Raw genomic sequence first — 18326 nt, forward strand, 5'->3', positions numbered from 1 at the left:
ATCATAAAGTTCGACCAATCAGTGATAATCACTGGCAATATTCAAGTGTAACGGAAGGTACTGGTAAATATTCTCCATATAGGGTTAAATATTTCAATTAGCATTTGTCCACAATAGTATTTTATTTTGTCCGTAAATCTATAATTTCTTTAAAAATCATAAAAGAGAATGATTTTTCAGTTGGAACTCGATACGCTCCTTTTGCATTCATTATGTAGGCACTAATCGCAGTCATTTCCCAACCATCATATTCATCTGCATACCACTTTCTTTTTGTCAAAGGTTCGAGTTTATTTTGAATTCCATATTCTTTTACTTTTAGAATGTCAGTTTTGATTCCATCTTCAAGATGTGGATTTGCCCAAGACCATAGCCAAGTTTTACTTATTTTAGAAATTGAACCAACTTCCTCATATTTAATTTTAATTTTTACTGTATCACCATCAGAAAAAGTTAAGTAGCCAGTCTCTTGGTCGTAATACCATTTTTCGTATTTACCAAGTCCATATTTTTCTTCCATCAACTTTTGTTGATTTGTCAAATACTCATATGAGTCCTTGCTTAATTTTTCGAATGGGTCAGTAATTTTTGGTTGGCTCAAATTTTGTTCATCTATTTGGATTTTGGTTTTTTCTTTTTTGTTATTGTCAGAATTTTTATTGAAGCAAGAAAATAATTCCATTGTTAGAATTCCAATTATGATTAAGGTTAGCGATTTTCTCATATTGAAGGTAACGGTTTGGTTATCAACAGGAAAACTTTAAAAGTTACTTTCCTACCAGCCGAGCCGAAAGTTAGCTCATATTTTTATTTTTTCGTTTTAGCACTGTCCGCCCGCTAGCTTTTGATTTTTTAGTTGCCACATTTTATTTTTTCAATTCCGTATCGTTTGTAATTTTCGCTAAAGTCTATGTCTTCTGGAGCTAAAACCCCATGTGTTCCATCCCAAAGCGAGTCGGTATATGCAATTCCCAATTCAGATTTATAAGCTGTTGGTCGTTCTATTTTACCTGCTATTTTACAATTCAAAACATCTCCAATTTGGTCAATATATTTTTCAATTTCCATCAATTCAGACTTTTCAATCAAATTTGTCTTAATGTGTATTGTTACTGCTTGGTCAATGTATGGATTGTCGCTTTTTGTCAAATTCTGATTTTCAACTGTTATGAAGATTAGTGGGTTTGCTCCATTTTTATGGCAATAGCTTCTTGTCGGAAAAGCAATTTCTGTATCAAAAAAAGTCCAACCCTTTTCGTTGACATATTTAGTAGTCCATTTTTCATTGTTTTTCTCATTCCAAATCATTCTCCCAAATCTTAAAGCTCCTTTATTGTAGGAAACAAATTGATCGTCTTTGGCATAGGTTATAGGTATACTCTGTTCTGATTTTATAAATGGAGTCTCTGGAGATAGGCCAATAATTGGCTGCAAAAGAGGAATGCATTTTTTCCAGTTTTCCCAGTCCCAAATTGGTTTCTTAACGGAAAGTCCAAATAAATAATAACTGTAATACTTTTCAGCGTTTTTGTCCTTAATCTTTCCTTTTACTTTATTTATTATGTCTCTTACGAAGTCCATTTTTAAGGTTCAGGCTAACTCGATTATAAGGATGTAAAATACATCTATAAACTCCTAAAATGGAATAAAATCGATGAATTTGATCAATTCTTACTGGAAAGCTTTACTTGCCGTCCATTTTTTCAACCAATATCCTCATATCTTCTCCTACTTTCTTTTCCAAGACCCTTGCATAAATTTGGGTGGTAGTTAGTTTGGATATAACATTAAGGACTTGTCTCCTTTAACGGTAACAATTCTATTGCCAATTGCAGTACCTCAACTATATTGTAATCGAAGCCGTTTACATGAAGGGGCGGCTCCACGTCCTCCTGTAGACAGGTAACGCCCAACAACAGCAGTGACCTTGCTTTGCACAGCATCTCGAAGCTGTTGTCGAATTCAAGCCTGCGCACATAGGGCTCCGCTGTTGTACGATGTGTATTGGGCGTTTCCAAATCTAGTTCTTCCTTATGATTGAAAATGCCATTATCGATATTACGTTTGAATATGGAAAGCTCCCGATGGAACAGGGTCTTTATGTCCTTGGTGAACAATGACAATTTTTGGGACAGCTGTTCCAGTTCATTTTTGGTAATTGTGTAGCTATGAGTATAGCGGGCAGATGAATAGGCATCCTCCAATAGGTCGAGCAATTTACTGTCCATATCGGATTCCATTTGGAACGTGCCACCGAGCTTGTCCAACATTTTCAATACATAGCCTTGATGGTTCTTGATGCTATGGCATATCTTTATCCTCCCGCAGATGAAACGTTCCAATATCCTATAGCCCTGTTCAAAGGTCTGGTGCAGCATAAAGGCACTCTGGGGAAGGTTTCCCAATTCCCTAAAATAACTGGCTCCCTTCCTAAAGGATTTCATTCGGGCCATGTTCCGTTTGAATTCCCTTTTGGCCGTTTCGTGAAGCTTGGTCGGCTCCATGTCAGGAAGGATTATTGGGGAGTTGCCCCCTTCATTTTTGTACACAATGCTGTCCCTATTGCAGTTGTTCAAAAAGTACAAGTTGCCCTCTTGGGCTTCCTTTCGTGCATAATTGGTTGCAAAGACACTGTAGCCAACATCGGGGTAAGGTATCATTATGGCATCTATAACGGGCCGAACCTGTTCGGGAAAGTCCCTTTGGGACGGTCTTGCCAGAATGTCCAGCCGATGTTTAAACACATGCCCATCCCCACCCCTGTTCAGGTGGATGCAGTCAATTTCCAGCTCATGGGTTATTTTGTCGATGATGAGTCGGTCTGTTGTTTTCATAGGTATATTATTTAGTCATGGCGAGGGTGGTCAATACAGGTCTATCAAGTCATCTATCTTTGTTATAGGGACTGACTCCCTGACCCTTTCCCTAAAGGATGACCGCTCCCATATAGTGCCATTTTTGCCATTTAATACCAATTCAAAATCGTCCAGTCTGGATCGTAACATGGTGACCATTCCATCAGGAATGTCCATTTCGTGGATGTCATTTTTTTTGTTGTCCATCCTGAGCAATAGATATTTGGCGTTTACACTGTTCCTTGAAAAGATTGCCCATTCAAAATATCTTACAATCGCAATAGGCTCTTGTCCATTAAGCAATTCTTTAATCCGTTCGGTTTCCATTTTTCTCCGATGATATGGGATAAAGGAAGCAATGGAATATCATGTACCGAAACAGAATGTCATGTATAGCACCATGGGAGGGTTGTATTTTACGGATGCACAGTATTATTAAAAAATCCTATATTTACGTAATGGAAACAGCTACCAAAAACAACCACATAGGAAGGAAGATAGGCCGCATCAGGGAACTGAGGGGTATGAAACAAGAGGCCCTTGCCATGGAGTTGGGCATCAGCCAACAGGCCATTTCAAACATTGAACAATCAGAGACCATCGAGGATACAAAATTGGAGGAAATTGCCAAGGCCTTGGGAGTAACGCCTGAAGCCATTGAAAACTTTTCGGAAGAAGCTGTTTTCAACATCATAAACAACACTTTTAAAGATAACAGTTCAAACAACAACAATTACCTGTGTACCATAAATCCCTTGGAAAAAATCATTGAACTTTATGAACGTCTAGTCCAAGCTGAAAAGGATAAAGTCGCTTATTTGGAGCAACAGTTGAAAAAATAAAGAATTCAAATCTAAATATTGAATTTTATAGTAAAAAGGAGCAAATACCATTGCTCCTTCTTTGTTTCATGTAACTGCACTTTTTTTGGTTGCCTTTTCCTTGAACCTGATCAAAAGATTGCCAATGTCCTCACTTATCTTGGATTCAACGACCCTGGCATAAATCTGTGTGGTGGACAGTTTGGTATGCCCGAGAAGTTTCGAGACTGTTTCGATGGGTACACCATTTGACAGCATCACTGTTGTGGCAAAGGTATGTCTTGCTACATGAAAGGTCAGGTTTTTATCGATGTCGCAAGAGTCCGCTATCTCCTTTAAATAGGCATTGGTCTTTTGATTGGAACTAATGGGCAACAAGCCTTCTTTGTTTTCCATTTCCGGACATTGCATATACTTTTCCAAAATTTCCCGTGCCTTTGGGAGCAATGGGACTTTAACTGGCTTGTCCGTTTTTTCACGCTTGGTACTTATCCAATGGTTTCCGTCGATCCCCTTTACAATATTGTCACTGTTCAGCTCCTTCACATCCACATAGGAAAGGCCTGTATAGCATGAGAATACAAAACAGTCCCTTATCCTCTCCAAACGTTCGTTGCCCATTTCAGCGCTTTCCAATTGCTCCAGTTCCTCTTCGTCCAGAAACTGCCTATCATATTTGTTATATTTCAACTGGAACTGGTTGAACGGGTTCTTGTCCATCCATTCCAATTTGACGGCAAGGTTGAGCATCTTCTTGAACCTTTCCAGATGTTTCATTACCCCATTGTTGCCCAATAAGAGCCTTTTCTTTGAATCTCTGTAATTGCGCAAAAAATGTTCAAAATCCGTGACAAAGGCATAGTTCAACTGTTTGAGACGGACATCATTGACCTTTCTTTTCTTGGCTAAAAACCTGTGCAGGTACTTTTCCGTTGTATAATAGTTCTTCATAGTCCCTTTTTTCAGGACAATTGACATATTCTCATTATGGTACTTGATAAGTTCCCTTAAGGTCTTGCTGTTGTCATCCTCGCCTAGATAACGGGACTTGATAGCATCAGATGAAACGACCCTGTTCTCTTCCAAAAGTTCCTTATGGCAGTCCAATAGTTCTCCATAAACGCTGTCCAGATAGGCGTTCAATGCTCTGATCCTCTGTGAACCTCCCCTGCCCCGGTTCCGTGAATTGTCCCACTCCTTGGAGGGAATATTTCTCTTTAGGCTGATCTCGGCCCGTTGGCCGTCCACAGTTATGCGGACATAGATGGATAATTGGTTTGGGACGCTCCTTGATTTTCTGGTAAAGAAAATTACGGTGAAAGTGTGTTTTGATTTCATTTTCCATGACTTTGGTTAAACAATTAATTGTAAAGACGAAAGTCAAATCGTACTCTAAAGTCCTTTCAAGTTAGTACATTCCGGATTAATCGTTGTACACCGAATTGCACACCTTTTATTTGGTTTTAAATGAAATCAAATGAATGCATAAAAAACAAAAAACACTGAAAATCAAATGATTAACAGTGTTTTGTTGTGACCTATTTCTAGGTTCGTCGGGGTGGCAGGATTTAAACTCCAAAACCAATCCGTTCTATACCAGTATTTTAAGTCTTAATTTTCGTAAATAGGACATCAATTAAGACATCAACGAGAGCGTTTTACGCTTTCTATAGTACAAATTTAGCCAAATGATTTCAAATAATATCATATGGCTATTTTTTGTTCGGCAGTTCCGCTGCGTTCTTACCTTTCATTCTACCACCGACCAAATCTCCCAAGAATTTTGTAAATGGCGCTATATTCTGCCTTACACTGGCCTCTTCCAATGCTTGCATATATTCATCGCGCTTTTCCACGGGAATTACGGTCCACGGATAGCCTCCGGAGGCTAGCATGGCGTTCATAAGAAATCTGCCCATACGACCGTTACCATCCATATACGGGTGGATAAAAACAAAGACAAAGTGGCCCAGTACGGCACGTACGGAAGCCTCAGGCTCTTCCTCCAGCAATTCAAATAGGATGGGCATGGCATCGCGCATGGCATCCACATTTAGGGGAACGTGTTTGGAATTACCGATGTACACCTGGTTATTGCGGTAACCGGAAAGGTCGGAAGCCTTCAACAGGCCTGCCACCACACTTGGGTCGAACAACTGCCTGTACCATGCGGCATGGTCTTTATCGATTTGTGTTCCCGAATTTGCTCCTTCCAATATGGCTTTGATGCTCTGCTTTACGGATTGGAAAGCCTGATAATACCCTCGGGCTGCCATGGCATCCCTTTGTTTCCTATCCCCTTCATTTTCCTCGGTGTCCCATTCCCCTGAACTCACTTTTTGAATCAACTCAGGCGTCACCCGATAACGTTCAATGGACAGTGAATGATAGGCATCCGTTATGTATATATCGTCCACGTCCTTCATATAAGATTCGTGGTCGGTCTGTATGCCGAGGGCTTTCGGGAAATTGGCCATTACTGCTTCACGCATCTGCTGCCATATAAGGCGTATGCGATTAGCATAGGGAGAACGTTCCCTTGCCGACAATTTTAATTCCAACCTGGTATCAAAGGGGTCTTCCTCCCGGATGTCATAATCAGCCTGTTTGAAGGTTTCCATAATCTGGTCGGCTATTCTGTCACGTTGAATGTTACGAAAAGCCCCGGCCAATCGGCCAGCCAAGGTGGTATGGCCATTTTCCAGTAGTATGGGCAGCAATTCCGAAGCATCCCGAATCAGGGACAATGTGGTACGGGCATCGATGGCATTACTTGTATATACTGTTGCTCCTGCATAAATCAGGGAGGCCTGTAAATTATACATGCGGATGCCTTCTTCTACTAATGTCTGTTCTGAAGGAGGGATATCGGTTTTCAGATTGAACAGGGAGGTGTTATGTGGCAATGGCGTAGGTTTGTTGTTGCCCTTGGGCGACCGTATAAGCAATTGCTGCGGTACCGATCGGTTTCCGGCATGAAATAACAAAGATTGGTCTGCCGAAAGCGACCAATCGTCTCCATATTTTCGGTTAAGAAACCGTGCTATAAATTCCCAATATGAGCTATACCAGGCTGTGGTCTCACCATCTTTCCCGTTGGGGTCTGTGGCAATATACCATCCTTTAGTGACTTCCTTTAAAAAGCCGTTCTTGACAAGTAGTTGACGGTGCTTTACATTCGGGATATCATCAGTATGAATTCCTACTATACCTTGGTCTTGTATTCCTTTCAGAAAGGTAAGGGCCTCTGCGAATCTTTCCCTTGGAGTTGCCATGTCGTTGAATTTACTTTTTTAATCTTTGCTTTCGGGCTAAAATTAGCTTTTTCTATCGTGCTAATATTAGCAAAAACAAATGTACTAAAATTAGTAAACATAATCGTGTAAAAATTAGTAAATGTGCTTTACTGTATTTTGGAAACACAAAACATAATGGCTCAATTTTGTCAATACATCCCTTCCACGTTTCTTCTTGGAAATGCTCTTTTATATTTTACGCTTGATACTTACCATGATTTGAACAATCTTATTTTGTAACATATTCAGGAAATATTTGTTACAAAAAGAGTAAGTGTTGAAATAAGAAAGATTATAACCTAGTCTCCAAAATCACTTTCCTGCTCCCGTTCAGTTCCTTCAGCTCAAGCATCATCTTTTCGTTATCTCCCAAGACGAATTTTGGAAGCACGTACACGAAACGCTGGCTTTGCCCATTGGTAATGGAATATGGTATTTTATGTTTGTAAATAGCCTTTTGCAGTAATCGTTGATAAGAGGCTTTGCGTTTGTTGTTACCATTGGTACGGTACACATTGAGATAGTCGATTTCAAAATCGATTCCGGATTTGTTCCTGACCTCTATGACCAGATACACTTCTGAAACGTCATTGGCCATTTTCTGCAACTGTAACCGGATTCCTTTTTTGCGTTTTACGGCAATGGTTTCAGAACCGGATCTGAGCAAATATTCACTTGCCCTTTCAAAATAAGCGGTTCTGTCCTTATTGGAAGTGGTGTTTTCAGCTTTGGATATTTCCATTACGGGACTTTCATTGCCGATGCTTTCATCTTTATAGATGAAGTAGTTCAGCTTGGGGAGTTTGTCGGAATACTTCAAAATATAGGAATATACCTTTCCGTCACTGGTAACGGCCAAAAGATTGCTTTCGGTTCCTGGTTTAGCCTGTAACAGCCCGAAATACTGTTCCTTTTCACGATTGTAGGTAAACACAAAATGTGAAGCTCCCGTAATACCTTGTCGAATAGGATTAGGAAAGAACAAAGCAACGTTCTTTTGGTCATTGGCATAAATGGTGTCCAATGATTTTTGTGCCTGTATGGACATTGTAAAGGTCAATAGCAGTAATGTAAGATATGTTTTCATAATAGTAAGATTAATAGTTACCCATCATGGGTTTTCCTTGAAACTTGGTTTTGGATATTTTTAAAATGAGCCTGTAGTTATCGGTTATAGTAACCTTTACGTTTTTATGGTTTCTCTGGAAAATCTTTTTAAACCCGCTTACCTGTGGCACACCAGCAATGTTGATATCGTCCATCATATCGCCAACAATTTCATTGGTAACTTCAGCTCTGAAACTGTTCTCCACATAAATTCCCTCGCTACCGTCCTGATAGTCATGAGCCCTTAATTTTACGGGTTGATGGTCGATGTTCTCAATATCGATAATGGCTCGATTGGGCTTAAAGCTGACAAATCCATAAATGGGCGTATTCCTCGAATAACGCTGCCCGTAAATGGTGGCATCCTTTAGGAGCCGCATCTGTAGGCGATAATTGTTCTTGACTGTCTGCGTGCCATCCACACGGACGTATATGAACGTGTCCGTATTTTTTGCGTTCAAATCGTCATTCTCAATGGGATGGGAAGCAAAAAAGAGCTGGTGCTCCAAAGCACGTTCCTTGACCTCGACTTCGGTTTCCTGTTCATTAATGACATCGATAGTGTCCCTTTTCTCCTCAATAGTCGGTTTCGATGGCCTGTACCTCGGATTGATATTTTGATAGGATTGTTCCGAATATTTTATCTGCCCTTGTTGGTAGATACTGTCCACCAATCGCATCTTTTCCTTGTCCAACAAATCCGGGTCATAAATGCCCGTGGAATCCAACAGCCGTTCATCATAAATACTTGGTGCGTTGGTTTCCCTAACTTCTTTTAAATCGTTCAGGGCATCCAATTTGGAATCGTACTGCTTTTGGTCGTCCTCCAGTTCCGGCACGGGAACCTGGTTGTTTTCCAAAGTCGGTTCTTCATCCTCTCCCAATACCAGCATGGCATAGCTACCTATAAAAAGTAGGATGCATACCAGTACAATGGAAAAGATGATTTTGTTTTTTTCTACTTTCATATTATCTGAATTTTATTGTTCATCATTGATTTTTCGTAAGCTGCTTTCAAAAAAATTGGTAATCAACAATCCGTGAGTATTGTTCGGAAAGTTCCTATCCACCTTGATAAGGTTCCCCGTTGTGATAAGCTCGTAGGTATCGGTTACGGAACCCCGATTGATTTCAAAAACGGTCCTGGTCTCAAACTTGTGGGGTTCGTTTTCGATATCCACTTTGGATTCGATACTCAACACTTTTTGCACCAATGAATACTGTAACAAACGGTTATAGACCCCATCGGCCTTTTTCTGGTGGTACAGGGCATCCACCGAGCTATTGCCCAACCACAGCGCCTTTTCCAGATTTCTTTCGTAATTGCTCGCATCAATGTTGTAGAAGTAGGTGTGGAACAGCTCCAGATGCGCCAATGCCTCCACGTTTAAATTTTCATTTTGTAAAACTAATTTCAAGGGAATCACGCTACCGTCCGAATTGACCACAAATGCACTGCCCACGGTCTCCTTGTGCAGTTTGATGACCATGAGTACAGAAACAATACAGGTAAGCACAGCTCCAATAACGACCGTCAAAACAATAAAGCGGTTCAGCTTTAGGATGTCGTATATATTTTTATAAGGTGTTTTCATATAGTAATTAATTTTCATTTGCCTAATGTGCCTTAGGCACTTATCCACCAGTGAAGAGTTTAAGGGTGAACGAGATGGCCCTACGGTACAGTTTAAACTTCAGGAATACGATAAACCCGATGGAGCCCAATTGCAGCAACGGGGCAAAAAAGCTGCTCCCCCAATCCGTTCCGAACAGGTTGCTCCAAAAATTGGTGTTGATTTCGGTGTAAAGGTTGTTCACGAATACATTCACCAAAAAGAAGGCTGGTACCAACATATAGACCCCGGAATAGAGCTTAAAGAAATTGTACGCTAGCGACCTGAACTTTTCAAATACGGCCAGACTGATGACCAACGGAAAAAACGCCTGCATGATGCCCAACAAGAAAAACCGCTCCGCCAAGAACAAGGGATAGATGAACAAATCCAACAACCATAGGAATACCCCAATGATAAAGGCCAGCATTTTCATCCCGAACAAAGGGGTGACCAGAGCCTCGTAAAGCATGGCCATCGCTTTTTTGGCGGCTTCCAGGGCACCCACATCCTGTTCGATGTCTATATCCTGCATCTGCAACGGGAGGAGTGCCGGAGCCGTGTCCCGGTATTGGGTCTCGATGGCCACCAAAATGGCATCAAAAACGCCCAATACCTGTGTAGAAAAAATGACTAAAATGACCACTGCAAAGTTCTTCGCCAATTCCGCAGGTGTCAATCCCCAAGTATAGCCCTCATTGTTCGCTACGCCCTCGTTGTATTTTTTCAGGATATTGACCAAGAAGAACAGTACCGCAAGGGCCTTCATACCCCCAATGGTATATTGCGAAAAGGCACTATTTTTTATGGTTTGAAAAATAGTGTCCACATATTCCAGTCCTATGCCCAAAAAAATACCCGACATCAATAATTGGTTTCGCGGTTATTGATTTTATGTTGTATTTCCCGAAAAGCGATAATCTCCCGATAACGTTTGGTCTTGGCCTCGATTTCCGCTACCATTTCCTTGGATTCCAGTTCCTTTTCCTTGAGGACTGCCGCACGTTCGGCATCGGTCATTTTCATATTGTCACTGGACAGGATCTGGTCAATATATTCCATGGCCGCAATGGAATTTTCCAAAATGGCATCAAAGGAATCCGATATACGGGTAACTTCATCGGGCTTGATAAACGGGGAATTCAGGATGTCCCTTAAATCGCCCTGCATCACTTGGTACAGGCGTTGGTTGTTCTCGGCAAGTTCCTTGACCGCCTTCAACTGTTTGATGACATTGTTGACCTTATCGATGTTCTCCTTTTGCTGTTTGAGAAACTTGACGGTCTGCATCAGGTTGCTGGTCTGTTTAGCAGATTCGACCAACGATTTCATAAAGGAAATAAAGTTGGTGTTGTCATACACAGGCATCCCCTGGGCCGTAGCACGGGTGCCAGTGGCACTCACAAGTATGAGCAATGTTGCGGATAAGATTGTTTTTTTGATTTTGTTCTTCATTTGTTTGTGTTTTAAAAGTGAATATTATTGTGATTCTTGCAAGAAGCGACCAATGGACGTTTCCATATCGTTTGTTTCGTTATAAATGGCCATTATGGACTCGTTTTCCTGTCCATCGGTGAGGTAAGCTGCAAAGACCTCGGGCGGTACTTCCAATCGGAAAATGTTGCTTTCCTTGCCAATTTTGATGAACATTTCGGTGTACTTTCTGTCCCCGGTCAAATTGTTCCGGATGGATTTGAGTTGGTTCAGGTCGTGACTGGAGAGGTTCAACCTCTTCTTTAATTCTTCATATCCCTTTTCATTGCGGAGGCTGTAAATGACCTGTGTATTTTCAAGGATGCTTGCCGATGTGGAATTGTTGGGCAGTTGGTTAATCGACTGGAGGATGATGCCAATGGCGCCGTTCTGTTTACGGATGGCCTGATAGTAGAATTCTACGCTTTCCAACACGTTGCCGAATTTCAATTGTTTCGCAAACTCATCAAAAAGGATAATGCCTTTTTCGGCCTTGTTTCTCCAAATGGTGCGTTGGATGGCCGACTTGATGAGCTTCAGCATCACCGAAAGGATTTCCTTGTTATCCTTCACTTCGTCCAGTTCAAAGACAATCAGCCGTTTGTCCTCGATTTTATAGGTCTGGTCTTCGTTGACATTGAACAGGAAACTGTACAGCCCGCCATCGACATACTCTGAAAGGATGTGAAGAAAATCATAGATATTGAAATGCTGTCCCTGGATATGCAGCTCTTCCAAAAGGCTGTCCTTCTTTGCATCGATGAATCGGTACAGATTTTCCAAAGAATGGGTACTGTTGCTATTTTGTAAATAGTAATGTCTCAATACTTTTTTAACAGCCACTTCCTCGGCTTTGGTCGTTGCCTTTCCTGATGCTAGAAGCTCCAAAATAAAAATGGCCAAATCCTCCAATCGCTCCGGTGTCAAATCATCGGTATTGGAGATGTAAAAAGGGTTGATGCCCAGGTTTTTCCCTTGCTCGTATCGAAGTATGATATGTTTATCAGGATAGAGTTTGGCGAACTTGGCATAAGAACCTCCCAAGTCAATCACCACTAATCGAACGCCACTTTCAAAATATTGACGTAAGATGTTGTTCGCTAAAAAGGATTTGCCCTCGCCCGTTGGGGCAAAAATGGCAAAGTTCCTAGCCTTGATGCGTTTCTTCTTTTCATCCCATACATCCTTTAGCACGGGAATATTATGTTGCCTGTCATTAAAGATGATACCCGTGGCATCGGACTGATAGCTGGTATTGTTAATGTACAGGCAAAGGGCGTGCTTTAAATCGGTGACGTATAAATCCTCATTTGAAAAATTTGAGGTATGGCAGCAATAGGAGTTCAGAAAATAGTTTTTGCGTTCCTCGCCTTTTGGGTAGTATGGCACGATGTCCAGTTCCTTAAACTCGGTCTTGATTTTAGAAGCGATTCTCTCTAACAATGCTTCATCTCTGTCCCAAAAGATGATATTTATGTGTCCACGAATAATCCGTGAACTATCGTCCTCATTGATTTTGCCAACGATGTCTTCAATCTTTTTTAAGATGACTTTGTTCTGTGTGCCGAAATTGGAACTCTTTTTAAGTTCCTCGATTTTCTTGTCGAGCAGTTTTCGCCATTTATGCTTGTCGTCCAGATAGATGATTTGGTTGACAATGTGGTTCTCATTGAGGTCCAGCCCCAATCCATCGATAAATCCCTGATGGAACACAAAATCGTCCGAAGTAAATTTATCATTGGTTTTACTGCTCTGTACCACATCGCCAAAGCACAGCTCGCTGTTGACGGCCAATACATCAAAATGGTTTTCTCCGATTTCAATGTTGGATTTCCCACCACGACGGGCAGGCTTCAATTGAATATCGGTATCGAAACCCTCATTGAACCCGTTAAAGTAAGCGTTGGTAAGCTCTAATATTTCGTACTCTTTTAATGGGGTAAGGGACACCCTTCGGCTATTGTTGACAAAGGAAACGGCATCGTTTACCGAAGCGATGAACTCCTGCACGGTATGGTCCATTTGTCTGTGGATGCCCTTTTCGCCCTTACGGAACGGGTTGGTAAACTTGGCAGTGTTCAATGCCTTGTTATATGGAAGAACAAAGAACAGGTAGCAATGATGTTGTAGATAGCTACGCCCCTTAAAATAGTCATGGGTCGCCTTTTGAAGAAAGGTATCATTGGGCAACCCGTTCGCCGAATAATGGTTTTTTTGGTAAATGTCCTGTTTGTGGATGATCGTAGCCACAGGCAACGATTTAAACGCCTGAAACCACGAACCGTGTATGTCCTCAAAATCCTTTTCCGAAAGGGAATAGATTTCAGGGTTGTCCACTTGGTAGCCCAAGACCACATTGCCATTGTTGGCAAAGTTGATATGGCCTTGGATGTCCAAAATGGGATGGTATGCCGATAGGTTAATTTTCTTCATAATTCAAGCGACTGCCTTTTTTATTGCTGATTGTTTGTGGGAATACTTTTTTGATGTGCATCAAAGCAGGGTTTTTGGTAAGGTGGGTCAGCACTGCATATAATGTCCCGTTCCATAGGAATACGGAAATGATGACCGAAAAACTGAACGAAAAGATGATGAACAATAAAGAGCCGATAACGGATGTCATCATCAGGGCGAATAGGGATATGGGCAATCCCATAATTACCGCTCGCTTACGAATGTTTTTATAGACCTCGAACCGCTTCATTAAACCACGATTCCGATTAGGTAGGTGAAGATGCCCACTACGGCTCCGGCAATCAGTACAAAGACCAGTACTCGGGTAATCCCTTTTTTCAAATCGGCATTTTCACCAAAGAAATGTCCCGCATTGAACAGGAACCCGATTAGGAAGATGACCCCGAGGATTATTGGGAAAATGGCACGGATGGTATCGGAAACATCGTTGACGGAATCTTCGATGCCCCCGATTTGGGCAAAGGTTGTACTTGAAATGAACAGCGAAAGAATAGTTACATACAATGATTTTTTCATAATGAAATCGATTTAAAATTTGCTTGATTTTGATATTCGAAAAATACTGTATATTGTAATTCAAATAATTGATAATCAATTATTTGTGAATAAAATAAATTTTGAGTCCGTTTGTTTTTGTTTGATGCGAATTGGCATCAAATCGTATGGAAATCTGAAAAGCCTATGTTGATAACTCTAAAATTTTGGAAGTGGTCGGGCTTCAAAAACGTCAGTTTTTGGGTTTTGCTACTAAAATTCTGCTTTGTTTTCGGTCAGCAAAAAACGATTGTCATCGACCCCGGACACGGTGGAATCGATTCCGGTGCAATAGGTATAAATGATGTATTGGAAAAAGATGTGGTTTTGTATGTTGCCAAGGAAATTATAGGACTTAACAAAACCCTTTTTGATGATAGGTTTGCTATCTATTTGAGCCGATATACCGATACCTTGGTTCCCCTAAAAGATAGGGGTCGATTGGTCAGGGCACTCAAAGCGGATGTTTTTTTATCCTTACACTGCAATGCCTCTTCCAAAACTTCTCAAGGAATGGAAGTTTATGTCCATACTTCCAAAGAGGAAGAAAATCATATCAAGGCATCCATTGCCATAGGGCTTTCCATTTTAAAGGAAAGTACAGGAAAGCTTGGTTTTAAGCAACGGGGCGTGAAGATTGCCAATTTTCAGGTACTCAGGGAGACTGTTGTGTATTGCCCAACGGTACTTGTTGAAATGGGGTTTATGACCCATGCCGATGAAGCGGATTATTATTTGAATCCAAAAAATATCAGGGCTATGGCGTTGGCGATTTTAATGGGGTTGTATAACTATTTTAATGCTGGATGATGAAGGAGTTTTTTGTTGAGATTATAGAGTGTTTAAAGGAGGTAATGGTATGTTTTTTTAAAATGCTTACATCAATGTTTAATTGAATGTCATTGTGAATTTTGCTTTAATTGGATTAATTTTTTTCCATTAAAATGTCCAATGTAGAAACCTTTTCGACCAACAATTACCATCAAAAGAAAATCCTCATTAATCAAGTTTTTTTTGAATTGATTTTTTATCATTTTTATATCTGTACTTGACGGAGTAGGATAGTCTTCGGGATGGGTATGCCATTCGCCAATATAAATGGTTTTACCAAGACTGTTTAAAAATTCATAATTAATGAATAATTGTGCTGATTTTTTATCTCTATGAAAGCTATATCTATAGCTCTTATCAAATAATGTGGGTGTAGTGGCCTTTGTAACAAGAATTTTATTGTTTTCCAAGCGTTTTCCTAAGAGTATGCCCCCCTTCTCATGTTTATTGCCAGTTTGTTTAAAATGACTGAATACATTCAGAACTCCTTCATCAAAAATCACATTAATATTTACATCGGAATATGTCATAAAGTGTTATTGATTAGGGAATATTTCTCGTATGAATCTTTTGCTAAGGTCACATTTAGTTTTTTTGCTATATCTATATCGCCAATCCAAGAATAGAACAGGCTCTGATTATTGCTATTTTCGATGACTTCAACTATTTTGAGATAAGCAGCGGATAAAAAAAGGGACAAATGAGCAGATGAATATGGAGAATAAGTAGCCTGACAACCACTTTCTTTAAGCATGAATAAATCTCTTTTTTTCTCATACTCTTCGGGTGAAATTATAGAAAATCTGTATTTGTAGATATCAGAAAATAAGTCATCCAACTTGGGGAGATTTTCTGGATGGAGGTAGAGTAATTGAGCACCAATCAAGTAGGGTTCGACCCAAAGAATAAAAACAGGTTTTTTTAACTCGCCCTTTTGTAACTCTGTTATAAACCATTTTTCAAGATTCAGTTTTCCCAAACATAGAAACATATAATCCTGTGCATTGACTTTTCGTTTATTTTGGTTATAAAAATCAAATATTGACGATTCACTAAATTGAATCTTCTGACTTGGAAGTTTATGTTTTAAGTAGGTTTTTAATGCAAGTGCTTTGTTTTGATTTAAGTAGTGAAACCCTAGTAAATGGCGTTTAATGTTTTCTGAACTTAGTTTGTCATTATCAATAAGGGCAAATTCAGGGTTATTAAGATTATTAAGAAGACCCACTAGATTTGAGCCAACACTCCCAATACCAGCTACAAGAAACTTATAGTTCTTTGGTGTTTGGACTTCAGATGCAGTTCTTCTAATTAATCTTTGTTCACTAAGGCTGTCAGAAGAGAAACGTTTAACATTCTTTTTATGACCAGGTAAACCTTTATTGAACGTAATATTATAAGGTGTTAGTTTGCTCTGACGGAATCCTTTTATTTTAAAGTCTATGTCGGGATAGCTCCATCCAAAATATTTTTTTTCATCATTGATAGTCTTTCCAAAGACTAAAATTCTAACTGGACTTTTATTAAAGTAATCTTTAAAGTTTTTTTGATTCTCTTCCTTAATAAATTCAAGACTTTCAAAGCAACTAATGGTAAAAGGCGGTCTAGTAAGTCGTGTTTCATCCTTAACAAAAAACACCTCATATTCTTTTGTAGAGTAATCTTGACTTTCAAAATACTGTTGGTAAGGTTGAATTAAATCTTCTTCTTTATTGTAAAGGATGCCAGCTAATGTTTTGTCTTTTTTTGATGACTTAATACTATAAGTGAGTAAGTGTAGAGAATTATAGTTTTTTGGTTCTTTACCTATAACGGAATAAATAGATTCACTTAGTAATTTATCTTTATGATTTCCCGATGTATTCCAATAAGCCACGAATTCATCTTCAAAATCTTCAAAATTTTCACCTTTCAAACCTTCAATCAAAGTTTTTTTTGCTTTACTAAGTTGGTCTATTAGAATTCCCGTAGGGTTTGATTGGTCTACAATTACAAATTCATCGTATACACATACATCGTTTCTCAAAAATGAAGAATGAGGTATGTATCCTAATTTCTCAAAATCATTTTTATCGTAATATATTTTTGCAGGCTCTAATGGAAATAATGAACTTAAAGCAATATACATGGTAAGTTCATCAATAATCCATACTGATTTTACATTGTCATATAATCCGGTTTTTACCTCCCAGACTTCACAATAATCACCGGACTCTAGAAAGTTAGCATCTTTCGGATTGTCAAGTACAGTGATTTCGTCATCGCTGATGCTTGCTAACTTTGTATATGCATCTTTTCGTATTTGCTCAAAACAATCTGACATTAAGCACTTGTAGCATTAACATTAATCACCGCTGGTGCAGCATATGATTTTGATTCACTTTTAGATGAATCTTCTACATTAGCGCAAGCAAACCTGTCCCCAAGATATTTTTGCCATTTTTTACATCCTTCTTTTGGATTGCTATGAGCTATAGCAGCATTACCAGCATCTATAAGCTTAGATAATCTGTCCATAAAATGAGTTTCACTATACTTTTGAAGCAAGTCCTCTCCTTTCTTTGTTGTAGGCCGCTCACATTTAAAATCATCTTCTAATTCTGATTGAATTGCTTCCAAAGTATCTCTGAAAGAAATATCATCACGGTCATTTGATACATAGTGATTTGTAGCAAGAATGGCAAATATCAAGCCACTTGGCATTTTTGTGCTAAAGGATTTGTTTTGCTTGTCTCCCCAGGCTTTTAAATAACGAACTAACCTCTTCAATTGGTCATTTGCCCGGCCATTAAACCATTTATAAAATTCCCTCGGGTCACTATCCGTAAAGCCTTCGGATTTATGCGCAAGCTGCGGAATAGTTTTTTCGCCGCCTGATTCTTTTTCTTTAAAGTATATGGGTAAGTCAATATTGTGGCCATCAGAATACAAAACACGAATACAAGTATTTTTTTTGATAGCTCCTTTTGAAGTGTGATCCTTAACGGCATCATAAATCCAATTGTGATAGGTTGTCACTGATTTTCTATTGTCTATTTCATCAATAAAATAAACGCCATCATCCAAATCATAAGGGTATAAAGTTTTCTCGTTACCATCATCATCGGTCTCGTATGTTGGAAGAGGATTGACAATTATATGCATCATAAAAGACCCTTGAGCAGAATATTTAGGTCTGGTCTCATTCTCCTTATTGTTCTTGAAATAGTCTGTTATTTTTTTTCTTAAAGCATCTCTATTTTTCCTAAGCTCATCCTTTTTAGAAGAATCTAATGAAATAGTCGTATTAAATTCAATGAATTGTTCGTGATTATTTGCCAT

Annotated in this window: 18 protein-coding genes and 1 pseudogene; 2 read left to right on the forward strand and 17 right to left on the reverse strand. The window is 39.5% G+C overall.

Annotation, left to right across the window (positions count from 1 at the left end):
- Positions 1-121 precede the first annotated feature (121 nt).
- The 4 genes from PY091_RS15005 to PY091_RS15020 all read right to left on the reverse strand — a co-directional run bounded on the left by PY091_RS15005 (position 122) and on the right by PY091_RS15020 (position 3182).
- On the reverse strand, positions 122-724 hold the full coding sequence (locus PY091_RS15005; protein WP_275650465.1) for a DUF6882 domain-containing protein: 603 nt from the start codon (positions 722-724) through the stop codon (positions 122-124).
- 128 nt (positions 725-852) lie between these two features.
- Positions 853-1581 (reverse strand): hypothetical protein, encoded by a 729-nt coding sequence (locus tag PY091_RS15010; RefSeq protein ID WP_275650466.1) that lies wholly within the window; start codon positions 1579-1581, stop codon positions 853-855.
- Between the two features lie 206 nt (positions 1582-1787).
- A complete protein-coding gene (locus tag PY091_RS15015; protein ID WP_275650467.1) occupies positions 1788-2834 on the reverse strand; it encodes a HEPN domain-containing protein in 1047 nt (348 codons plus the stop codon).
- A 30-nt stretch (positions 2835-2864) separates the two neighbouring features.
- Positions 2865-3182 (reverse strand): hypothetical protein, encoded by a 318-nt coding sequence (locus PY091_RS15020; RefSeq protein WP_275650468.1) that lies wholly within the window; start codon positions 3180-3182, stop codon positions 2865-2867.
- 131 nt (positions 3183-3313) lie between these two features.
- Between PY091_RS15020 and PY091_RS15025 the strand changes: the two genes are divergently transcribed.
- Positions 3314-3697 carry a helix-turn-helix domain-containing protein gene (locus tag PY091_RS15025; protein WP_127138076.1) on the forward strand — a complete coding sequence of 128 codons (384 nt, stop codon included), beginning with the start codon at positions 3314-3316 and terminating at the stop codon, positions 3695-3697.
- A gap of 66 nt (positions 3698-3763) precedes the next feature.
- On the opposite strand, the gene PY091_RS15030 is transcribed toward PY091_RS15025, so the two are convergent.
- From PY091_RS15030 to PY091_RS15075, 10 genes and pseudogenes are all read right to left on the reverse strand, one after another.
- Complete coding sequence (locus tag PY091_RS15030) at positions 3764-5014, reverse strand: site-specific integrase (RefSeq protein ID WP_275650469.1); 1251 nt, start codon at positions 5012-5014, stop codon at positions 3764-3766.
- 563 nt (positions 5015-5577) lie between these two features.
- Positions 5578-6951, reverse strand: a pseudogene (locus tag PY091_RS15035) (Fic family protein); the annotation flags it as partial.
- Between the two features lie 313 nt (positions 6952-7264).
- Entirely contained in the window at positions 7265-8059 is a 795-nt protein-coding gene (locus tag PY091_RS15040) for a DUF4138 domain-containing protein (RefSeq protein WP_207036916.1), read from the reverse strand.
- A 10-nt stretch (positions 8060-8069) separates the two neighbouring features.
- Positions 8070-9047 carry a conjugative transposon protein TraM gene (gene traM, locus PY091_RS15045; protein WP_207036914.1) on the reverse strand — a complete coding sequence of 326 codons (978 nt, stop codon included), beginning with the start codon at positions 9045-9047 and terminating at the stop codon, positions 8070-8072.
- Between the two features lie 12 nt (positions 9048-9059).
- Entirely contained in the window at positions 9060-9674 is a 615-nt protein-coding gene (locus PY091_RS15050; protein ID WP_207036911.1) for a conjugal transfer protein TraK, read from the reverse strand.
- Positions 9675-9714: 40 nt separating this feature from the next.
- Positions 9715-10557: a hypothetical protein gene (locus PY091_RS15055; RefSeq protein ID WP_417947768.1), complete on the reverse strand. Its 843-nt coding sequence runs from the start codon at positions 10555-10557 to the stop codon at positions 9715-9717.
- A complete protein-coding gene (locus PY091_RS15060) occupies positions 10557-11147 on the reverse strand; it encodes a TrbJ/VirB5 family protein (RefSeq protein ID WP_207036908.1) in 591 nt (196 codons plus the stop codon). Before PY091_RS15060 ends, PY091_RS15055 begins: the two co-directional genes overlap by 1 nt.
- A gap of 24 nt (positions 11148-11171) precedes the next feature.
- Positions 11172-13598 carry a TraG family conjugative transposon ATPase gene (locus tag PY091_RS15065; RefSeq protein WP_207036906.1) on the reverse strand — a complete coding sequence of 809 codons (2427 nt, stop codon included), beginning with the start codon at positions 13596-13598 and terminating at the stop codon, positions 11172-11174.
- Positions 13585-13869 (reverse strand): hypothetical protein, encoded by a 285-nt coding sequence (locus PY091_RS15070; protein ID WP_207036904.1) that lies wholly within the window; start codon positions 13867-13869, stop codon positions 13585-13587. Before PY091_RS15070 ends, PY091_RS15065 begins: the two co-directional genes overlap by 14 nt.
- Positions 13869-14156, reverse strand: coding sequence for a hypothetical protein (locus tag PY091_RS15075; RefSeq protein ID WP_207036592.1), 288 nt, complete (start codon positions 14154-14156; stop codon positions 13869-13871). The genes PY091_RS15070 and PY091_RS15075 overlap by 1 nt, the downstream gene beginning before the upstream one ends.
- Before the next feature lie 225 nt (positions 14157-14381).
- Here PY091_RS15075 and PY091_RS15080 point away from each other — a divergent pair, with 225 nt between their 5' ends.
- Positions 14382-14984, forward strand: coding sequence for an N-acetylmuramoyl-L-alanine amidase family protein (locus PY091_RS15080; RefSeq protein WP_237688999.1), 603 nt, complete (start codon positions 14382-14384; stop codon positions 14982-14984).
- A gap of 89 nt (positions 14985-15073) precedes the next feature.
- Here PY091_RS15080 and PY091_RS15085 read toward each other — a convergent pair whose 3' ends face one another.
- Genes PY091_RS15085 through PY091_RS15095 form a run of 3 tightly spaced genes read right to left on the reverse strand, consistent with a single transcriptional unit; the run spans position 15074 to position 18326 of the window.
- Entirely contained in the window at positions 15074-15535 is a 462-nt protein-coding gene (locus tag PY091_RS15085; protein ID WP_207036899.1) for a Mov34/MPN/PAD-1 family protein, read from the reverse strand.
- Positions 15532-17328: an E2/UBC family protein gene (locus PY091_RS15090; RefSeq protein ID WP_207036890.1), complete on the reverse strand. Its 1797-nt coding sequence runs from the start codon at positions 17326-17328 to the stop codon at positions 15532-15534. The genes PY091_RS15085 and PY091_RS15090 overlap by 4 nt, the downstream gene beginning before the upstream one ends.
- Entirely contained in the window at positions 17328-18326 is a 999-nt protein-coding gene (locus PY091_RS15095) for a CBASS cGAMP synthase (protein ID WP_207036881.1), read from the reverse strand. Before PY091_RS15095 ends, PY091_RS15090 begins: the two co-directional genes overlap by 1 nt.

The sequence above is a fragment of the Flagellimonas okinawensis genome (assembly GCF_029194005.1).
Lineage (GTDB): Bacteria > Bacteroidota > Bacteroidia > Flavobacteriales > Flavobacteriaceae > Flagellimonas > Flagellimonas okinawensis.

Coding starts and splice junctions, on each gene's coding strand:
- PY091_RS15005 (WP_275650465.1), bottom strand. CDS start 724: ATGAGAAAATCGCTAACCTTAATCATAATTGGAATTCTAACAATGGAA.
- PY091_RS15010 (WP_275650466.1), bottom strand. CDS start 1,581: ATGGACTTCGTAAGAGACATAATAAATAAAGTAAAAGGAAAGATTAAG.
- PY091_RS15015 (WP_275650467.1), bottom strand. CDS start 2,834: ATGAAAACAACAGACCGACTCATCATCGACAAAATAACCCATGAGCTG.
- PY091_RS15020 (WP_275650468.1), bottom strand. CDS start 3,182: ATGGAAACCGAACGGATTAAAGAATTGCTTAATGGACAAGAGCCTATT.
- PY091_RS15025 (WP_127138076.1), top strand. CDS start 3,314: ATGGAAACAGCTACCAAAAACAACCACATAGGAAGGAAGATAGGCCGC.
- PY091_RS15030 (WP_275650469.1), bottom strand. CDS start 5,014: ATGAAATCAAAACACACTTTCACCGTAATTTTCTTTACCAGAAAATCA.
- PY091_RS15040 (WP_207036916.1), bottom strand. CDS start 8,059: ATGAAAACATATCTTACATTACTGCTATTGACCTTTACAATGTCCATA.
- traM (WP_207036914.1), bottom strand. CDS start 9,047: ATGAAAGTAGAAAAAAACAAAATCATCTTTTCCATTGTACTGGTATGC.
- PY091_RS15050 (WP_207036911.1), bottom strand. CDS start 9,674: ATGAAAACACCTTATAAAAATATATACGACATCCTAAAGCTGAACCGC.
- PY091_RS15055 (WP_417947768.1), bottom strand. CDS start 10,557: ATGTCGGGTATTTTTTTGGGCATAGGACTGGAATATGTGGACACTATT.
- PY091_RS15060 (WP_207036908.1), bottom strand. CDS start 11,147: ATGAAGAACAAAATCAAAAAAACAATCTTATCCGCAACATTGCTCATA.
- PY091_RS15065 (WP_207036906.1), bottom strand. CDS start 13,598: ATGAAGAAAATTAACCTATCGGCATACCATCCCATTTTGGACATCCAA.
- PY091_RS15070 (WP_207036904.1), bottom strand. CDS start 13,869: ATGAAGCGGTTCGAGGTCTATAAAAACATTCGTAAGCGAGCGGTAATT.
- PY091_RS15075 (WP_207036592.1), bottom strand. CDS start 14,156: ATGAAAAAATCATTGTATGTAACTATTCTTTCGCTGTTCATTTCAAGT.
- PY091_RS15085 (WP_207036899.1), bottom strand. CDS start 15,535: ATGACATATTCCGATGTAAATATTAATGTGATTTTTGATGAAGGAGTT.
- PY091_RS15090 (WP_207036890.1), bottom strand. CDS start 17,328: ATGTCAGATTGTTTTGAGCAAATACGAAAAGATGCATATACAAAGTTA.
- PY091_RS15095 (WP_207036881.1), bottom strand. CDS start 18,326: ATGGCAAATAATCACGAACAATTCATTGAATTTAATACGACTATTTCA.